The following is an 18,273-nucleotide window of genomic DNA, read 5'->3' as shown; positions in this document are numbered from 1 at the left end:
GAAAGCTGAACCTTTTTTAAATTCAAAAGAGATTAACTTAATTTTAAGCTAATTTAACAGCTGTAGTGCCGGCTACAGCCATCAACGTAAAAACAATTTTATACTATGAATTTCAACACCATACTATTAGGCCTTGCCGTTTTGACTTTTACAGGCTGCGCAACAAAAACGCAACAAACAGATCATACAGTAAAAGTTGTCGGTGAGATGAAAAACGTAATGTGGAAAGGGCAACTCCAGGGCAACATTCAACTTGATACCATCGCAGACAAGACAAATTTATACGGCCTCGGCCCTGTGGAATATCTAACAGGAGAGATCCTGATCCTGGATGGTAAATCGTATAAATCGACTGTTACTTCGGACACAACCATGCTGGTAGAAGAAACCTATAACTTGAAAGCGCCCTTTTTCGGATATGCCAACATTTCAAAATGGAAAGAACAAAACCTGCCGGAAAACATACAGACCATTCAAGAATTGGAGCAGTACCTGGATAAAGAAACCAAAGCCTCGCAAAGGCCATTTATGTTTAAGCTTTCAGGTGCAGTGGAGCAGGCAACTATCCATATTGTAAATCTGCCGAAAGGCTCCAAAGTGAGTTCTCCGGACCAGGCCCACGAAGGACAGATAAACTATAAACTCGAAAATGAACAGGCAGAAATAGTGGGTTTCTTTTCTACAGAACACAAAGCCATTTTCACGCATCACGATACCTACCTGCACATGCACCTGATAACGGCCGATCGTAAAAAAATGGGCCATTTAGATGATGTGCTGTTTCAGAAAGGAGCGGTTAAACTTTACTTACCGGCAGAGTAAAAACTGCAGATACACACCAATAAAGTTGAATTTTGGGTTGCTGGAAGTATAATCTTAAAAGATTATACTTCCAGCCTCTTTAAACCTGACAATAATCTCCCTTTTCAACTGATATTTATCATTTAATTCACAGCCGTTACTTCAGACCTTTGTAGTATCAATTGCAGCCCAGTTAACGGGCGCTGATACAACCAGAAGCTATGAACACGACTGTTTTAACTACCGCCTCCGAACTGCTAGCCAAATATGATGTGCCTTCGCCGCGTTATACCAGCTACCCTACCGTGCCTTATTGGGACGAAACCCCACTAACACAGGAGCAATGGATGGCACACGTAAAACAGGCTTTCCGGAAAACAAACAGCACCGAAGGCATCAGTTTATACCTGCACCTGCCTTTCTGCGAAAAACTTTGCACCTACTGCGGCTGCAACAAGCGCATCACCACCAACCACGCCGTAGAAGAACCCTATTTGCAGGCTATATTGCAGGAGTGGGAAATCTACCTGGCAGAATTCGAAGAGCGCCCGCGCATCACGGAGTTGCATCTGGGCGGTGGAACGCCCACTTTTTTCAATGCGCAAAACCTGAAAACGTTACTTACTTTACTTCTCGAGAAAGCTGATATAACCGAAGATGCAGCCTTTAGCCTGGAAGTACACCCCAATGCTACCAACCGCGAACAACTGGAAGTATTGTATGAACTGGGCTTCAGAAGGCTGAGTGTGGGTATTCAGGATTTCGACTCAAGAGTACAGTTTGTGATCAACCGCATCCAGACATTCGAGCGCACTAAAGTTACGTTTGATGATGCCCGCGCCATTGGCTATACTTCCATGAACGGTGACATTATTTACGGCCTGCCGTTCCAAACTCAAGACAGCATTCGCCATACCATCGAGAAAGTAAAAGAGCTGCGCCCCGAAAGGATCGCCTTCTATAGTTATGCCCACGTGCCCTGGAAAAGTAAGGCACAGCGCCGCTATTCAGATGCCGACCTGCCATCGCCGGATGAAAAACGTGCCTTGTATGAGCTGGGCCGCGAGCTATTGCAGGAAGCCGGTTACCTTGAAATTGGGATGGACCATTTTGCCCTGCCGGATGATGAACTGAACATTGCTTATGAGCAAAACACGCTGCACCGCAACTTTATGGGCTACACGCCGCGCCATACCGAACTGCTGATCGCTTTGGGCGCATCCAGCATTTCCGATACAGGTACCGCGTTCCTGCAGAATGTAAAAGAAGTGGAAGCCTATGAAGCTGGCATCGCAACAGGCAAACTCCCCATCCTGAAAGGCCACGCCCTGACAGCAGAAGATACTTTGATACGAGCGCATATCCTTAACCTGATGTGCCGGTTTTATACATCGTGGAGCGAGGCCGAGCAGCCATACTTTGCCGATGCCCTAACAAGATTACAACCTTTAGCCGAGGATGGGCTGGTAGCCTACGGAAACACATTTGTGGAAGTATTACCGGCCGGAAAAACTTTTTTACGAAACATTGCCATGTGTTTTGATGCCCGCCTCTGGGAATCGGAGCCAACCACACCTGTATTCAGTAGATCAGTTTAACAAAAATGGCAGCGCAGCCTTCCTGTTTCATTTGCTAAGGTAAGGTTTAACATCGTTACAAAGGCTTGCTGCTTATGCCCTTCCGGTAAACCGGAAGGGCTTTTTGTTTTAGATCCTAATCTGTTTATTCCGGAACAACTTATGCAGTCTCGGCTCTTTCGATTTTTATTCCGGTTTTATACTTTGCCGGTTGATTAAAAGCTAAAAATCGAGTTATAAATCCGCACATTAAGTACTTCAGGCTTACAAACCGGCAGAGTAAATATTTATACTTGTGCGCTGATAGTATCTTGATAAGGAGATGAGCGTTTTTTTCAGGTTGGTGCAAGCTGAACAGTCTTCACCAATTATTCCGACGTATACCTTACCTTTGTAAAAAACAGTTTCAGATGAGCTTCTTTTACGTTAAGGCCCTGCATATTATTTTTGTAGTTACCTGGTTTGCGGGCCTGTTCTATATTGTGCGCCTGTTTATTTATTTCGCTGAAGCCGCCGAAAAACCCGAACCCGAGAAAAGTATACTTCAGAAACAATTTTCCCTGATGCAGAAAAGGCTGTGGTATGGTATTACCTGGCCATCGGCTGTGCTGACGTTTATCTTCGGGTTGGGCATGTTGTACTTGTATGGCTCGGTGCCGGGCTGGCTCGTCTGGAAGTTGTGTTTTGTTGCGGGATTATACGTGTACCATTTCCTGTGCCACGTCCTTTTTAAGCAGCAGCAGCAAGGCATTCTAAAGTATACATCCACCCAATTACGCATCTGGAACGAAGTAGCCACGCTTTTCCTGTTCAGTATCGTATTCCTGGTGGTGCTTAAAAGCAGCCTGAGTATGCTTTGGGGGCTTATCGGGCTAATCGTATTTTCAGTTATCCTGATGCTGGCTATCCGTATCTACAAACGAACCAGAGAAGGTTAATTTAAGTTAGAAATTTAGAAAGTTAAAAGGTTAGAAAGCTGGTTTTCTAAAGTATGGCTTTTTAATCAGACACTTTGCTTCGTCTATACTTTGGTTAGCACATCTTTAGCGGATTTATACTTTGTTTTTGACTGAATGAGGAAAACTTCTTGCTCAACTATATCCCCCTTTCTAACTTTCTGAATATCTAACTTTTTAACTTAGCCCGACTTTCTAACTCATACTAACTTTTTTAACTTAAACTATGCCGACTAACGCTAACCTGAAACCAAACGAAAGAGAACTGATGAAGCTGATCCGGTTTTTCAGCAAGCGGGCTGTGGCGTTGGCGCAAACCGGCGAACTGACCGAAGACCACTCACAGCTGACCAACGCCTGCCAAAATCTGGAAACCCAGCTGTACATGCATGCCGAAAACCGCGCCGCCATACTGGACAAACGCGAGCGCCTGCAGAGAATAATAGAAGAAAACGCACAATGCCCCAAGTGCGGCAAAGCCGATATGCTGAAGAAAAACGGTGTGGCTACAAACGAACACGGCTGGAAAAGTAATACCTACCGTTGCCGCCGCTGTAACACAACCTTTACCTGGAACCGCCCGAACAACCCCTGGCACATGGCCGAGTTTCTGGAAGTATATATGAAACAGTTAGAAGAAAACGCATCTAAAGAAGTAAACGAAGAAGTACAAGCACATATAGCGCAAGCCTTGGCAAACATGCAGGAAAGCCTGGACCGCCTGCGCCCGGTACTGCAAATATCGGATGAAGAAGTAGCGGCACTGGAAGAAAAAGAACTTGAAATGGACAAAATGATCCACCAGTTTAAAAACTACCTGCTCATCGAAAAAATAAAGCTGGATACCTGGCAAGACCCGAAATAATTAAAACAAGAACGGCTATACCTGCACCTGCAAGTATAGCCGTTTTTCAAAAATAAGAAGTATCCCCCCCTTTATTGTGTCATCTGACCAACAAGTTGTTGGTGAAAACACACAACAACGGCCAACATCCTCTTGAACTTGTTAGTAATACTTTTCTGATAATTTATTACCCACCCCTAACCCCTCCGAGGAGGGGAATTTATACTTGAGAGAATTCCCCTCCACGGAGGGGTTAGGGGTGGGTTAACAATAGAAAAAATCAACTCAAATCGCCTTTGCTTTCTCTTTCAGCCAGGCTAGTTCCTGGGGGTTCAGGTGCGGGCCAACACGGTCTAGGACCATCTGGTTGTAGGCATTCAGCCAGTTTAACTGGTGCGCTTCCAGCAACTCTACCTTAACAGGCGTTGTATCGATCAGGGCAACAGTCAGGTGCTCAAACGTATAAAACTCACCGAAATCGTTTACTTCGTCTTCAATCGTTAATACCAGATTTTCGATGCGAATGCCGTACTGGTCCGGGCGGTAAATACCGGGCTCCACTGATGTGATCATGCCCAGCTCAATATCGATGGGGGTTGGCGTGGCATTAAATACATGTGGTCCTTCGTGCACATTCAGGAAGAAGCCAACGCCGTGGCCGGTACCATGGCCATAGTTGCGGGCATAATCCCAGAGCGGCTTACGTGTAATGGCATCAATCTGGTAACCACGCGTGCCCTTCGGGAAACGGGCTGTTGCACCATCAATCATCCCTTTTAATACCAACGTATAATCTATACTTTCCTGCTCCGTTAAATTTCCCAGCGATACCACACGCGTGATATCAGTAGTGCCGGTACGGTATTGTCCGCCAGAGTCTAATAAAAATAAACCTTCTGCTTTCAGTTCCACATCGCTTTCGGGAGTGGCTTTATAGTGAGGCAAGGCGCCGTGCGCGCGGTAACCGGCAATGGTATCAAAGCTTTCGCCCACAAAACCCTCCTGCTGCGCTCTGAACTCCAGGACTTTATCTGCCACCGAAAGTTCGGTAATAGTAGTTTTGCCGATATTATCTTCCAGCCACTTAAAGAAACGGGTAAGCGCCACGCCATCTTTCACCATCGTGATGCGGGTATTTTCGATCTCCGTTTTGTTCTTTACTGCTTTAAAAACGGTGGTTGGGTTGGTATCCTGTACAATGCGCACGCCAGCCGGTATTTTATTATATAAGGCAAAGCAGGTACGCCTCGGATCTATCAGAATGGAACTGTCAGAGGACAAACCCGCCAATGCCTGTTCTATACTTTCGTAAGGCTGCAACGTAACGCCTGCCTGCTGTAAGGTAGCTTTATCGCTGCCGCTTAGTTTACTTTCATCTACATAAAGTTCGGCTTTATCCGCGCTGATCAGGGCAAAGCTTAACACCACCGGGTTGCATTTTACATCGGAGCCACGCATATTAAACAGCCAGGCCATATCATCCAGTGAAGAGATAAGGTGCGTGCCTGTTTTATGCTTCTGAAGCGAAGCACGAACTTCTGTTAACTTATCGGTCAATGATTTCCCCGTGATTTCTTCGCCTAACAGGTAAGCTGGTGCAGTTGGCAAAGCAGGTCGGTTTTCCCAGATCGGATCAAGCAAATCGTATTCAGGGGCCAGTTTTATACCTTGAGGGGCTAATGCCTGTTCCAGCATTTGTGCCAGGTTAACCGCTATCAGTTTGCCGTCAAAAGCTACGATTGCACCTTTGTCAAACTTCTCGCCTAGCCAGGTAATGTACTCGGGTGTGTTTTGTACTTTCAGTTTCACCAGCTCAAAACCGGAATTTTCCAGTTGTTCGTTTGCCTGTACAAAGTAGCGCGCATCGGTCCAGAGTCCGGCAAAATCTTCGGTTATCACCAGCGTGCCCGCAGAGCCGGTAAAGCCCGAAGCAAAGTAAATACACTTATAACGATCTGGCAGGTACTCGCTTATATGCGGATCGGCGGATGGAATAATGTAGGCACTTATGCCGTGCTCCTTCATTTGGCTGCGGATGGCAGATAATCTTTCTTTATAGCTCATAGTTTAGGGCTTTCGTGTTATGGCAAATTAAAAAAAGATGGCGATAATCAGGCAGCGAAGTTGATTTATCTCCACTACACCTCTTTTAATTTGCTGCCAACTATATTTTATAAGCCTCTGCCTACGCCAAATTTTAAAGTACAGATCTTTGATTAGGCTATTAATTTCTGGCCCCTGCTTTGTTAATACTTAATAAAGTAACCTGTAATTATACTTCTATCAGATTAAAGGAATAATACTATTTTTTATTTAATAGTAGTGCTTCTGTTTTTTAGGATAAATGGAGCTGATAAATCCTTGGTTTATCAGATTATACTTTCAAAACAGCTCTAGCCTGTGTTACTAATTTAGTATTTATATTATTAATTTACTCATTAAAGCACCCATATTTTATACTATTCCTTTAATTCAATAAATAATAAAATGAATTTCAACAATTTTTAAAATAAAACGTAGCGCGCCAATACAACCTATTAAATTAATTAATACATTAGAACTATAGAAAAGGAAATCGTTATGGAATACAATATTATAGTTGCTCCGGACCTGGAGGTGTTGGCAACAGAAGTAGCAGGATTTTTGCCAATGGGTTGGCAATTAAAAGGTGGTATCTTAGAACATAACGATGGTTTTGCCCAGCAGTTAGTACGCACCCCTTCCGATAATATCAGATTACAGCGCAAACAAGTGCGCCCAGCAAAACAAAAACGAACAAAATGGATCCAGACGGGTCTGTAAGCATATAGCGCTTTCAACCTTTAGCCGGGTATAAAGCCCTTCTGCTTGTAGCTTTCAAAGCTGCAGACAGAAGGGCTTTTAATTTTCAGGCATTTTCCCCTAGTTTAAAAGCAAAACTGTATTATTTGGCAAAACCAGCATTTATAGCAGGAAACCACAAAGTATAACTTTTATAAAATAGTATAGCCCATTATAAAATTACCTGAAGTATGATCTCATTTTTAGTGACCAATTTTTTTTAACTAAAACACTAATTATCACGAGAGTATACACAAGTAATGGTTGTACACCAGCTACATCCCCGATGCTCTTATTATTAAAATCAACGGCTTAACATATAATCTAAGTAATATTAATTTTTAATAATCTAACAATCCCGATATATAATTATTAGTTGTTAACTGTTAGCCTTATATTTATCATTCGACAACTGTGACCTTCAGCGCATTACATAATGCCAAACGACAATAAACATCCATATACGAATAACCAGAACAGGACGATCCGATTTATAACTATTTCGTTTTCAGTACTTGCTATTGGTTTAATTGCCCTGAGTGCAATCTCTTTTATAGGATTTAAAAATATCCGTGAAACTTACAGCAAACAGGTTTCTACCGCTTTTCAGAAACTTGACCTGATAGACACGCTACATGACAACGAAGAACTCGTGTATACGAAGGTCATGGGGCATCTCATTACTTCGGACCCCAAACTGAAATCTGATTTAGAACGCGTTATCCGGCAAGCAAACGCCGAGAACACTACCAAATTACAGGCGCTGGAAAGTACAGTTGTAGAGGATAACCGCGTAGAGCTTTTTCAGAGCCTCCAGCAAGAACGTGCGCTGTACTATACGGAAGTCTGGAAACTGCTTTCCCTCAGCAATCAGAAAATGCAAAAGGAAGCAACACAGTTTAACCGCTCTAACCTGCTTCCTGCTTATGTTAGTTATAAAGACGCTATCGATAGTTTTAACGACCATATCCGGGATTCTACAAATAAGAATGGAGACAAAGCGTTGGAGTTTGTATCTGATGCAGCTTTAAGTTATTACACACTCCTGATGCTGGCTGTGCTGGCCGTTGTGATCACATCTCTGTTGATGTATTATATCATCAAGCAGCTAAAACAGGAAAATATCGCGCTCAATACAGAAGTTACTGAGCGCATTCAGCTTGAAAAAGCCTTAAATGACAGCCAAACACAATACAAAGGGCTTTTCGACAATAACCCTATGCCCATGTGGATCTATGACCAGAACACCTTCAGGTTTCTGGAAGTGAACGAAGCGGCTGTAAATGAATATGGCTTAAGCAGAGAAGAGTTTTTGGAAAGAACGATACTTGATATAAGACCTGACGATGATGTAGAACCTTTAACTGCCCATCTTGACAAGATAGATAAGTCTTCGGTTGCAACCAGCACCCGCCTGCACCGGCGAAAAGATGGCAGTACATTTAATGTACTGGTTAAATCCAGACCGCTGCCGGACATGGACCAGCAAAAGCCACGGGTTGTTATTGCTATCAACATACACGACCAGGTAGTGGCCACTGAAAAGCTCGAACGCCAGGAAAAACAATTACGCGAAGTAAGCTCCAGTATTCCGGGTGCGGTTTACCAGTTCCAGCTTACACCTGCTAAGGTATTCGATTTCCCTTATGTAAGTGAAGGCATCATCGATCTTTTTGGTGTTACTCCCCAGGAAATCTATGCCAACGCTAATGTTGTGTACGCTTCCATTTACCCCGACGATCTTCTGGTTGTGCAGGAATCTTTGTATGTATCTTACGAGAAGCTAACACCCTGGGAAAAAGAGTTCAGGGTGTGGCAACCTGCTTTGCAAAAACATATCTGGATTCGGGGCCATAGCCTGCCTACCCGCAAGCCAGATGGTACCGTGCTTTGGAATGGTACTTTTATAAACATAAACTCTCAAAAAGAAGCTCAGGACGAATTAGTAAGAAGCGAAGCCAACCTGCGAGCGTTACTGGACAGCTCGCCGCAGGCCATTTTCCTGTTAGATGAACACCTTCGCATTATTGCCTATAATGCGGTTGCCGCTGAAGATGTATTCCAGTTCGAGATGAAAAAACTTGAAACAGGTGAAAATATCATGGGCTACATTACAGAAGGAATGTCCGAAAGCTTTGTGCAACACCATGCGTTATGTTTGCAAGGAGAAACGATCCGGTACGAAACAGGCAAACATGATTTCTGGCATGAGGTTACATTCAGGCCCGTTACTGGCCCGGATAATAAAATACTGGCTGTTGCGCTTTCTATCAATGATATATCAGAACAAAAGAAAGCGATCGAAACAATCCGCCAAAATGAGGTAAAACTTGCCCGAGCGCAGCAGATGGCTAATATCGGTAACTGGGAATTCGATCTGCAGCGAAGGCTGGTACATTGGTCTGCAGAGATGTATGCCATTTACAATCTTAAAAAAGATTTTATTCTGACTCCGGAAGCTGCCTCTTCTTTTCTGCACCCTGATGACAGAGATGAAGCCCGGGAAAAGTATCTCCAGTTAATTAAATATCCCGGAGATTATACTTCAGACTATAAAATAGAGCTTCCCAACGGGCAGATAAAATACATTTCGCAGGTTTGTGAGGTCTTAACCGATGAATTTGGTAACCCGGTTAAACTTGTAGGGGCCGTGCAGGATATCACAGAAAGGATTCTTGCTAAACAGGAAATAACAGAAGCAAAGAATTTGCTTCAATCCACAATAGAGAACATTCCTGAGATTATTTTTTCTTCGGATGCAGGCTTAAAGATCACGTACATCAGCCCCCAATGCGCTGAGATTACGGGCTACCCGGGCGATAAATTTCTGAATTGCGCGCATACCTGGCTCGAAATATTACACGAAGAAGATAAGCAGTATATACTTAGCCATGTAGTATCGCAAATTAAGTTAGGCCAGAAACAGCAATTTGAAGTCCGGATAACAGATGCCAATGGCAACCAGAAATGGCTATTACTGAGAATGTCGCCTTTGTTGGATGAAAATGGCAGAGTTCTACGTGTAGACGGTTCTGCGGCTGACATGACACAGTATAAGCTGGCTGAGGAAAAACGGCAGGATCTGACCGAAGAACTTTTAAGACAGAACCAGAACCTGCAGCAGTTTGCCTATATCGTATCGCACAACCTGCGGGCACCTATTGCAAATATTTTAGGCCTCACATCCATCTATAACCGTGAGCAGCCGAACGCGCCCGCTAACTTAAAAGTAGTAGATAAACTGGAAATATCTGCTAACCTGCTGGATACCACCATCCGCGACCTGAATGATCTGCTAACCATCCGAAGCGAAATAAATAAAGTAAAAGAAGAAGTGTACCTGGAAGATCTTCTTCAGCCGGTGTTACTTAGTTTATCGGAAGAGATTAAAAATGCAGGAGCCTGTATAGAATATGATTTTAACACAACTTCAAAAATTAAAACGGTACGCAGTTATGCCTACAGCATCCTCTTAAATTTGGCTTCCAATGCAATAAAGTATAGATCAGAAAAAAGAAAATTGCACTTAAAAATTAAAACTTCAAAAGTTCCTAACTATATTTGTCTAAGCGTTTCAGATAATGGCATTGGTCTTGATTTAACAAAAGTAGAAGACAAGGTTTTTGGCCTTTATAAACGTTTTCACTCTAACATTGAGGGCAAGGGACTGGGTTTGCATTTAGTTAAAACACAGGCCGAGCTGTTGGGTGGTAAAGTAGAAATTAGAAGTCAGGTAGACGTAGGTACTACATTTAACATATATTTCAAAAGTTAGCTTATAATGAGTTTGTTAAAGAAGGTTGTTTTAATTGATGATGATCAGGTTAATAATTTTGTCTGTGAAAGCATCATTAAAAATGAGAAGTTTGCGGAGGAAGTTATAAGTTTTGAGCGGGCTGAAAACGCTCTTGCCTATTTAAGTTCTGCAGCAGCTGAAAAGCCTGAAAGCTTCCCAAACCTAATCTTTCTGGATATTAACATGCCCGGTATGGATGGCTGGTCTTTTATAGATGAATATCGCATGTTACCTGAACACATCACAAGCAATTGCTGCCTGTTCATGCTATCTTCGGCGGTAGATAGAAAAGACATCATATCTGCTAAAAACCATCTGGAAGTAAAAGACTTTTTCTCTAAACCATTATCTCCTGAAATCTTAGAGTTTATCAAAGAAGAATTTATCGGTCGGTAATCTACACCTGCCTTATACTTAAAAAGCAAATGCCAGCTGGTCGTAATGCCAGCTGGCATTTGCTTTTTACACTCTGCCATCCTGCGTTCATACTTCTCACCTACTATTTATTATCCTTAATTTAAAGAAACCATTGTGGCTACTTTCTTATATTTAAAGCGTATAAACCAGTACAACCTGTGTTAATAAGACTATCGTTAATTTGATATCAAGCATGAAGTATACTTTCTACATCCCATATTTTCTATGCTTGATCCTAAATAACTAAAAAAATAGTCAATACATTGCACTATTACAGTATTAATATTAACATAATAAGATATTAAGTAAATTTTTAAAAAAATATTAATAAAAGTATCGCATTTTCAAAACTATAAAGTACCTTCGGGCGTAAGTTATATCTAATAATAGATATATATAATTTACGGCAACAGTTAAACGCAATTAAATACTCTGTATCTATCTATACTTTACGCCCAAATGAAAAAATTTTTACTTACCGTAACATTACTTTTTTCTTGTGTTTTAGCATTTGCTCAGGTACAGTTATCTCCTGAAGGAGAAAGAAAGTGCCTTGAACTGACCCGCTCCATGTCTATCAAATTGCGCTTAAACGAAGCAGAGTATATCAGATTAAAAGCTTTAAACCGCAGCCATGTGGCTAAAACAGATGAGATTCTGAGGGCTTACAGCCAGGATGACCGACTGAAAACAGAAAAGATCGCTGAATTGGAGAAAGGATACGAGAAAACGCTTACTTCGTTTTTAAAGCCTAACCAATTGCAAGCCTACGCTGTGTACAAAGAGGAAAAGAAAGTACGCTTTATGGCTTCTTCTGAAGAGAACTAAATTTATTGCCTGATCAGGGCTTTATACCATAACAAAAAAGGCTGCGAAGAAAATCTTCGCAGCCTTTTTTGTTATCAGAACCTTTATGTTTAAATGCGGCTGTGGTCGGCGTTATCAGCTGTTTTTTCATCGTCACCAAATTTCTGGTCACCTGTCCGGATGCCCGAAACGCTATCATCCATGGCAGTATCGCTTCCTTCAAACTCAAAGCCAGGGCCTTGCGCATGACTTTCTATACTTTTAGGGTCGTTGGCACCGTAGCCTGTTGCTTCGTTTCCGCCAATGTGCAGGTTTTGTAACTGATCTTTCTGGCCGGTGCGTTCGGTATCTCCGTTTTGGGCTACATTTCGTTTGGCACTTGGGTCTGGTTGGTTCCCCATGCCTACCCGCTGGTTGTAATCGCTGTTTACGTTTTTAGGTCCGCCGGTATTTTTCAGTTCTTCTTCGTTTTCTATATTTTCCATGGTTGGGTGTCTTTAGTTATGATATCGTATACGCGCCGAAGAACCACTTGTTCAATTATACAAATTTATACTTTACATAATAAATACACTAAATACTACTGTAAGCTGGTATCATTCAACGCCCAATCATAAGTGTAGTAACCCACCGTTTTGGCCGGCAAGGGTTTAGGTAAATACTTGTTGATGTAATCCACTATACTTGGCGCCTCTCTTAAAAAGTCTGCCTCGTACCACCTAAATATCTCTGATACCTGTACCTTGTTTGTTTTAGCATCTACTCTGATGAAGTTCTTATCCTGCAAGGTCTGTTTGGTTTGCGCTTCTAACTGGGCATCTAGCGTAGCCGGCCTGAATGCTTTAGCCAGTAGCGGCGGACAGGACTTGGCTGCACAAACCAACGCAAAATGGATGCGGGCATCTTTGTAAGGAGCTATTAGCTTTTTCTTTTCCAGTTCATTCAGAGTCAGCATCTCTCCCGCTACGTTATACTTTTTTGCATCAAAAAAACCGGCTATATCCATCACAGACTTTACCGGGTAGTAGTGAATTACCTGTTGCCACACCAGCATATTATAGGCATTAATATAAAAGGCTTTTTTCTCGTTAGCCGAGGCTTTGCTTAGATCATAGGTCGCAATCTGTTGTGTTATACTTGCCAGTTCCTTTTTACGCTGCTGCAAAAACGTATAGCGCACCTGCCCACCCCGGACGTGGTCCTTCAAAAGCTGATCTACCTGATCAAAAAAGGTTATATGATATACTTTTTGTACAGTTGCCTCAGCTTTTGAAGTAACAATTAACAGCAGCATGATGGCTACAACGTATAGTTTCGGAATCACTTTCAGGTTATTTTTCACTTGGATCTGATTTTATGGCCTTGTTGCAATAAACAAGCCGGAAGGTAGTTATTGCTTTATTATCTTTGCCTCGATCATTAACCTGTTGCCACCCTAAAGGTTTATCCACGTTAATAGTAATAAAAAAACCAAAAACCTGTTGCATGAAGCTATCCAAGATCTACGACCCTCGCCAGATGAATTCCTACCAGTTTGTAGCTGCAACAGGTTTAGTTATGACGCTTTTAGCAAATATCATACTTGCCTTAGTCGGTAAAGAAATCGAGAACTTTAATGCGTTATACCTCTGTTGGGCAGTCTTTTTTACGTTAGGCACGATCGTGAATTTCCGGAGCAAGCCCGAAGATGACCACCATCACCACCATTAACTAGTTCTGTTTCAGGAAATCGGTTAAGGCTTTATGAAACTGTGCCGGTGCTTCGATATGTGGTATATGGCCGATCTGGCTTAACTCTATTAACTTGGCATTCGGGATAGCGCCTGCAGTTTGCTGCCCTAACAAGGGATATTGCCCGTGCTGCTCCACTTTCTGTTTATCTTTAATATAGCCTTTGCCTACAATTGTCCTGTCTGTTTGCCCTATTACCAGCATCACGGGCACCTTCAGCTGGCTGAATTCATACACAACAGGCTGCTGAAATATCATAGCATAGGTTAGCGCCGCTGCCTTGGCCACCACCGGATAATCTTTACTGGCTATTTGCGAGGCAGGTAATTGCACCCACTCGTCGTAAGCTGGCTTCCAGGCGGTATAGTAGGTTTTGTGGTAGTTGCGGATAGAGGCTTCTGTGCGTTTCAACTCCTCCTGGTACAGTTCTTCTATTGTTTTATAGGGCACAAACGTGCGGTAATCTTCCAGCCCGATCGGGTTCTCCAGTATAAGTTTGTGCGTTTGCTCCGGATACAGCAAGGCAAAACGCGTGGCTAGCATCCCTCCCATCGAGTGCCCTACAACGGTCGTTTTTTTAATACCGAGATGCAGCAATAAGGCGTTTGTGTTATGGGCCAGTTGATGGAATGTATAGTATACTTCGGGTTTATCGGATTTGCCAAACCCGATCTGGTCGGGCACGATTACCCGGTATCCCTGCTCTGAAAGGTAACTGATAGTTTGCTTCCAATACGCTCCGCTAAAGTTTTTGCCGTGCAGCAATACAATTGTCTCAGGGTTGGCATTTTTACCTGACGCAGCCACATCCATATACGCCATTTTATAAGGGCTGCCTTCCATACTTACTTCAAAATATTTAACGGCAAACGGGTATTTGTATCCGGATAAAGTTGCATCCTGCACCTGTAACAGCTGCGCCCGAAGCGGTAGCAAGTATAAGATCAAACTAAAGAACAGGATGCTTTTGAAAATATTTCTCATAGATGCTTAATTGCTTTGGTATGTAGTATCATACTCTTTTAAAGCAGGTTGAGTTGGAAGCAAGACGATAAGAAAGAATATGCAACAGAATTAAAATACTTAAGGGTAACTTCTTTCAGATTAAAAATAAATCCTATATATTGTATTTTATATTTATACTTTACCTCGGCAAAAAGCTAGCATTTATACTTTTAGAACGCTTCGTTACCTGCCGGATTATCGTGCGCTAAACCTAACACTTACCTATAAATTACCAAGCCCATGAAAAAACTAGTTATTGTATTACTGGCCTGTATGGCTACTTTCAGCAGTTGCGGACCTGAGATTTACCAGTCGGCCAGCTTTGCAACTGTGAAGGAGAAACACAAAGTGGTGGCCATACTTCCATTTGACGTTACCATCGAATCCAGGAAACTACCAAAGGGCGTAACCGCCGACATGATCCTAGACCAGCAGCGTGATTATGGCTATGGCATCCAAAGCGATGTATACGGTTATTTTCTGAAGCAAATGAGCAAATATAAGTATACCGTTACGTTTCAGGATGTAACCAAAACCAATGCTACGCTAAACGATGCCGGCCTTAGTTATGACGAGCTTCGCCTGAAATCGAAAGACGAATTATGTGCTTTGCTGGGCGTGGATGCCGTGGTATCCGGAAAAGCATCCATGACGAAACCAATGTCGGATGGCGCTGCCATTGCAGTTGGTTTACTGGTAGGTGCCTGGGGCCCAACCAATACCGTTATGACAACCATTACCATACATGAAAGCGAAAAAGGCGACCTGCTCTGGAAGTATGATTACATGGCTTCTGGCAGCATTGGCAGCAACCGACAGTCGCTTACCAATACGCTGATGAAAAACTCCTCTAAAAAATTCCCTTATAAGAAATCTTAGTTCTGAGGCTCTCCAAAGTATAAAATTATAGCTGTTACTTCTATACTTGCTTGCATAAAAAAGGCCGCTACTTCTAGTAGCGGCCTTAGCAATCACCTTAAAACATATGTACTTTTAATATTTTCTTTCTTTCAGAAAGTATAACCAACCGAAGCCTTTATTGTTCTGTTAAACGTTTCGAAACTTCCGTTCTTATCGATTGGCTGTAAACCGTAATCGTAGCTGGCGCTCATGTTAAAGCCATTTGCAAAGCGGTAACCTAAACCACCGGCCAGGCCAAGATCAAACTCGTTAAACTGCTCTGTAGCATCAAACTCGCGGTTCAGTACATTAAAACCAAGTGCACCAGCCTCTGCCTTTATTTTATTTGAAACCAGGTACGACACCTGTGGCCCACCAAAAACATGGAATCCTTCGCCGATGTATACTTTCGCCATTATTGGCAAATCAATGTACTCGGCTTTGTTTGTGATGGTAGCACGTGGGTTCAATATGTTTAAAACGCCTCCGCTTTCGTTCGGGATAGAGCCAATCAGCTTTGTGCCTTTCTGAGAGTAAGATAAACCCGGTTCAATCTCAAAACCAGGCATCACCGGAATAGTTACATAACCTCCCACATGGAACCCTTCGCGCATTTTTCTGGAAACGCTGCCGTTCGTAAAATCGATCAGGCTCTGGGCGCTGTTTACTGTTTCGCCTTCCCACTGAGATAAGTTAAGGCCTGCTTTTATACCAAAACGGATCGGTTGCTGCTGTTGTGCAGTTGCTTTTTCTGCTGCAAAAGCCAGCACAACTGCTATAAGTAAAAATATCTTTTTCATCTCTTCTTCCTTTTAATTTTATGCTGTCTTTAAAGCTGCGCTGCTTGTATTGCCAACTTGTAAAAACCGTGCCACAAAATAAAAGGCGTAGAAACGAATTTATACTTTTAATTTATACTTCAGATTATCAATTAGTTAAAAATTAACATTCTTAGAAAGCAGCTTTATCTGTTACCTTTGCGGCTCCTTATTATACTTGTACCATGAACGATAGAACAGAGGTCAGGCTGAAGAAACTTGCCGTGCACCGCGTTGGCAATAAAGCGAAGGAAGAAGGCGTGATTGCCTCGAAGGATCTGGTGGACCTGCGCGATGAACAGTTATCCGATCTGCTGCTTACTTACTTCATGACGCCGTTTAAACAGGAAGAGTTTTTCAGGTTTACGCATACTTCCGACCTCGCCCTGAACGAGTTGTTTGCTTATGCAGCGCTGCTTTTTAACGAGCCGGAGAAATTTCATACTTACTCGGTGCATATTCTTAACCACTTGTACGAGCAATCAGACCACCCGAAAGTGAAAAGCGGCGAGCTGTATGTAGTCTACTTTTCGGGTTGCGTGATGGGCGACGAAACCGTGGACGCGATCGGTATTTTTAAATCAGAGAACAAAGACACGTTTCTTACCTTTCAGGATAAGGCCGATGACCTGGAAATAAACTACCACGCGGGCGTAAACCTGAAAAGCGTAGACAAAGGCTGCCTCATTTTTAACACCGAAGCCGAGGATGGTTTCAGGGTGAAGATGGTTGATGCCAACAGTACCGATGCCGTTTTCTGGAAGGAAGATTTTCTGAATGTAACCGAGCTGCGCGATACAAACTTTAACACCAAAGCTGTTTTAAACCTTTGCAAGGATTTTTCTGAAGAGGTGTTTGCCAAAACGGAAAGCAAAAAAGCGCAGGTAGAATTCATCAGCCGTTCGGTCGATTACTTTTCTAAAAGCGATACTTTTGACCTGGAAGAGTTTACCAGCAGCGTGATAGATGAACCGGAAGCAAAAGAGCGCTTTAAGAACTATAGCCAAAGCTTTGCCGAAGAACGTGGTTTTGATGTGATCGATGATTTCGAGATAAATAAGAATACGGTGCGCAACATGAAGCGTAAATTCCGGAATTTCATAAAACTGGATACGCAGATCGAAATCAAATTTAGTGGCTATAACCCGGAGCAAAGCGAGCAGTTTGTAGAGCGCGGCTTTGATAAGGAACGGAACATGCACTTTTACAAAGTATACTTTTACAACGAGTCGTAACGTTTTTGATCAGAAACTATACTTGCAAAACCTGTGTTTGTAACTGCGCACTAAAACTACGGAACAATAATTGCGCTACACCCCAGACCAGCTTTAGAGATTAAACAACCCATATGAAGAAGACAGCTTTTGTCCTGCTATTAACTATTTTTGCCAGTAGCGCTTACGCGCAGAGTATTGCAGCACAGCAATCAACTACAACAACGCCAACCAAGGCCGCCCCGGCTGCAAAAACAGTGGAGCAGCGCGCCGAAGAAATAACCAACGGTATGTCGCGTAATTTGCGCCTGAACGCCGAGCAAACCAAAAAGCTCTACGTGATTAACTTGGAAAGTATGAAACAGGCCGAAAAAGCGAAGGTGAAGCATAAGAACGATCCGCGCAAAACGGTACAGCAAATGGATATCATCAGCCAGACCAGGCTTTCGCAGGTAAAAGATATTTTATCGCCCGCCCAGTTCCAGCAATACCAGGAGCGCCGCGAAGAAAAAATGGGTGTACCGCGCGAAGTACGCTCTAACCCGGCAGCACGGCAGCAAAGCCCCATGAACGAAGAAAATAACTAA

At 42.8% G+C, this 18,273-nt stretch carries 17 protein-coding genes; 12 read left to right on the top strand and 5 right to left on the bottom strand.

Annotation, left to right across the window (positions count from 1 at the left end; translation table 11 throughout):
- The first annotated feature begins 105 nt into the window (after positions 1–105).
- The 4 genes from DP923_RS13835 to DP923_RS13820 all read left to right on the top strand — a co-directional run bounded on the left by DP923_RS13835 (position 106) and on the right by DP923_RS13820 (position 4,199).
- Positions 106–822 (top strand): acetolactate decarboxylase, encoded by a 717-nt coding sequence (locus tag DP923_RS13835; protein ID WP_165838197.1) that lies wholly within the window; start codon positions 106–108, stop codon positions 820–822.
- Positions 823–1,022: 200 nt separating this feature from the next.
- Positions 1,023–2,399: an oxygen-independent coproporphyrinogen III oxidase gene (hemN, locus tag DP923_RS13830; RefSeq protein ID WP_112306457.1), complete on the top strand. Its 1,377-nt coding sequence runs from the start codon at positions 1,023–1,025 to the stop codon at positions 2,397–2,399.
- Between the two features lie 389 nt (positions 2,400–2,788).
- Positions 2,789–3,316 carry a CopD family protein gene (locus DP923_RS13825; RefSeq protein WP_112306456.1) on the top strand — a complete coding sequence of 176 codons (528 nt, stop codon included), beginning with the start codon at positions 2,789–2,791 and terminating at the stop codon, positions 3,314–3,316.
- 244 nt (positions 3,317–3,560) lie between these two features.
- On the top strand, positions 3,561–4,199 hold the full coding sequence (locus tag DP923_RS13820) for a hypothetical protein (RefSeq protein WP_112306455.1): 639 nt from the start codon (positions 3,561–3,563) through the stop codon (positions 4,197–4,199).
- 264 nt (positions 4,200–4,463) lie between these two features.
- Here the strand turns inward: DP923_RS13820 and DP923_RS13815 are convergent, their stop codons facing one another.
- Entirely contained in the window at positions 4,464–6,242 is a 1,779-nt protein-coding gene (locus DP923_RS13815; protein WP_112306454.1) for an aminopeptidase P family protein, read from the bottom strand.
- A 516-nt stretch (positions 6,243–6,758) separates the two neighbouring features.
- On the opposite strand from DP923_RS13815, the gene DP923_RS13810 reads away from it, so the two are divergent.
- From DP923_RS13810 to DP923_RS13795, 4 genes are all read left to right on the top strand, one after another.
- Complete coding sequence (locus DP923_RS13810) at positions 6,759–6,980, top strand: hypothetical protein (RefSeq protein ID WP_112306453.1); 222 nt, start codon at positions 6,759–6,761, stop codon at positions 6,978–6,980.
- Between the two features lie 454 nt (positions 6,981–7,434).
- Entirely contained in the window at positions 7,435–10,773 is a 3,339-nt protein-coding gene (locus DP923_RS13805; RefSeq protein ID WP_112306452.1) for a PAS domain S-box protein, read from the top strand.
- A 6-nt stretch (positions 10,774–10,779) separates the two neighbouring features.
- On the top strand, positions 10,780–11,190 hold the full coding sequence (locus DP923_RS13800) for a response regulator (protein WP_112306451.1): 411 nt from the start codon (positions 10,780–10,782) through the stop codon (positions 11,188–11,190).
- Between the two features lie 480 nt (positions 11,191–11,670).
- Positions 11,671–12,039, top strand: a complete 369-nt coding sequence (locus DP923_RS13795; protein WP_112306450.1) for a hypothetical protein — start codon at positions 11,671–11,673, stop codon at positions 12,037–12,039.
- Between the two features lie 89 nt (positions 12,040–12,128).
- On the opposite strand, the gene DP923_RS13790 is transcribed toward DP923_RS13795, so the two are convergent.
- A complete protein-coding gene (locus tag DP923_RS13790; RefSeq protein ID WP_112306449.1) occupies positions 12,129–12,503 on the bottom strand; it encodes a hypothetical protein in 375 nt (124 codons plus the stop codon).
- A 95-nt stretch (positions 12,504–12,598) separates the two neighbouring features.
- Positions 12,599–13,360 carry a DUF547 domain-containing protein gene (locus DP923_RS13785; protein WP_112306448.1) on the bottom strand — a complete coding sequence of 254 codons (762 nt, stop codon included), beginning with the start codon at positions 13,358–13,360 and terminating at the stop codon, positions 12,599–12,601.
- A 143-nt stretch (positions 13,361–13,503) separates the two neighbouring features.
- On the opposite strand from DP923_RS13785, the gene DP923_RS13780 reads away from it, so the two are divergent.
- Entirely contained in the window at positions 13,504–13,728 is a 225-nt protein-coding gene (locus DP923_RS13780) for a hypothetical protein (protein ID WP_112306447.1), read from the top strand.
- Here the strand turns inward: DP923_RS13780 and DP923_RS13775 are convergent, their stop codons facing one another.
- Positions 13,729–14,733, bottom strand: a complete 1,005-nt coding sequence (locus tag DP923_RS13775; RefSeq protein WP_112306446.1) for an alpha/beta fold hydrolase — start codon at positions 14,731–14,733, stop codon at positions 13,729–13,731.
- A gap of 261 nt (positions 14,734–14,994) precedes the next feature.
- Here DP923_RS13775 and DP923_RS13770 point away from each other — a divergent pair, with 261 nt between their 5' ends.
- On the top strand, positions 14,995–15,633 hold the full coding sequence (locus tag DP923_RS13770; protein WP_112306445.1) for a hypothetical protein: 639 nt from the start codon (positions 14,995–14,997) through the stop codon (positions 15,631–15,633).
- 131 nt (positions 15,634–15,764) lie between these two features.
- Here DP923_RS13770 and DP923_RS13765 read toward each other — a convergent pair whose 3' ends face one another.
- Complete coding sequence (locus DP923_RS13765; RefSeq protein WP_112306444.1) at positions 15,765–16,454, bottom strand: porin family protein; 690 nt, start codon at positions 16,452–16,454, stop codon at positions 15,765–15,767.
- A gap of 203 nt (positions 16,455–16,657) precedes the next feature.
- Between DP923_RS13765 and DP923_RS13760 the strand changes: the two genes are divergently transcribed.
- Together DP923_RS13760 and DP923_RS13755 are read left to right on the top strand one after the other, a co-directional pair.
- Entirely contained in the window at positions 16,658–17,707 is a 1,050-nt protein-coding gene (locus DP923_RS13760) for a nucleoid-associated protein (protein WP_112306443.1), read from the top strand.
- A 113-nt stretch (positions 17,708–17,820) separates the two neighbouring features.
- The gene (locus tag DP923_RS13755) at positions 17,821–18,273 is read left to right on the top strand and encodes a hypothetical protein (protein WP_112306442.1); all 453 of its coding nucleotides are present in this window, start codon (positions 17,821–17,823) and stop codon (positions 18,271–18,273) included.

Origin of the sequence: Pontibacter arcticus, from assembly GCF_003284895.1 — a bacterium.
Classification (GTDB): domain Bacteria; phylum Bacteroidota; class Bacteroidia; order Cytophagales; family Hymenobacteraceae; genus Pontibacter; species Pontibacter arcticus.
The sequence above is the reverse complement of the archived record's forward strand: the minus strand, read 5'-3'. Positions and strand labels throughout refer to the sequence as shown.

Coding starts and splice junctions, on each gene's coding strand:
- DP923_RS13835 (WP_165838197.1), top strand. CDS start 106: ATGAATTTCAACACCATACTATTAGGCCTTGCCGTTTTGACTTTTACA.
- hemN (WP_112306457.1), top strand. CDS start 1,023: ATGAACACGACTGTTTTAACTACCGCCTCCGAACTGCTAGCCAAATAT.
- DP923_RS13825 (WP_112306456.1), top strand. CDS start 2,789: ATGAGCTTCTTTTACGTTAAGGCCCTGCATATTATTTTTGTAGTTACC.
- DP923_RS13820 (WP_112306455.1), top strand. CDS start 3,561: ATGCCGACTAACGCTAACCTGAAACCAAACGAAAGAGAACTGATGAAG.
- DP923_RS13815 (WP_112306454.1), bottom strand. CDS start 6,242: ATGAGCTATAAAGAAAGATTATCTGCCATCCGCAGCCAAATGAAGGAG.
- DP923_RS13810 (WP_112306453.1), top strand. CDS start 6,759: ATGGAATACAATATTATAGTTGCTCCGGACCTGGAGGTGTTGGCAACA.
- DP923_RS13805 (WP_112306452.1), top strand. CDS start 7,435: ATGCCAAACGACAATAAACATCCATATACGAATAACCAGAACAGGACG.
- DP923_RS13800 (WP_112306451.1), top strand. CDS start 10,780: ATGAGTTTGTTAAAGAAGGTTGTTTTAATTGATGATGATCAGGTTAAT.
- DP923_RS13795 (WP_112306450.1), top strand. CDS start 11,671: ATGAAAAAATTTTTACTTACCGTAACATTACTTTTTTCTTGTGTTTTA.
- DP923_RS13790 (WP_112306449.1), bottom strand. CDS start 12,503: ATGGAAAATATAGAAAACGAAGAAGAACTGAAAAATACCGGCGGACCT.
- DP923_RS13780 (WP_112306447.1), top strand. CDS start 13,504: ATGAAGCTATCCAAGATCTACGACCCTCGCCAGATGAATTCCTACCAG.
- DP923_RS13775 (WP_112306446.1), bottom strand. CDS start 14,733: ATGAGAAATATTTTCAAAAGCATCCTGTTCTTTAGTTTGATCTTATAC.
- DP923_RS13770 (WP_112306445.1), top strand. CDS start 14,995: ATGAAAAAACTAGTTATTGTATTACTGGCCTGTATGGCTACTTTCAGC.
- DP923_RS13765 (WP_112306444.1), bottom strand. CDS start 16,454: ATGAAAAAGATATTTTTACTTATAGCAGTTGTGCTGGCTTTTGCAGCA.
- DP923_RS13760 (WP_112306443.1), top strand. CDS start 16,658: ATGAACGATAGAACAGAGGTCAGGCTGAAGAAACTTGCCGTGCACCGC.
- DP923_RS13755 (WP_112306442.1), top strand. CDS start 17,821: ATGAAGAAGACAGCTTTTGTCCTGCTATTAACTATTTTTGCCAGTAGC.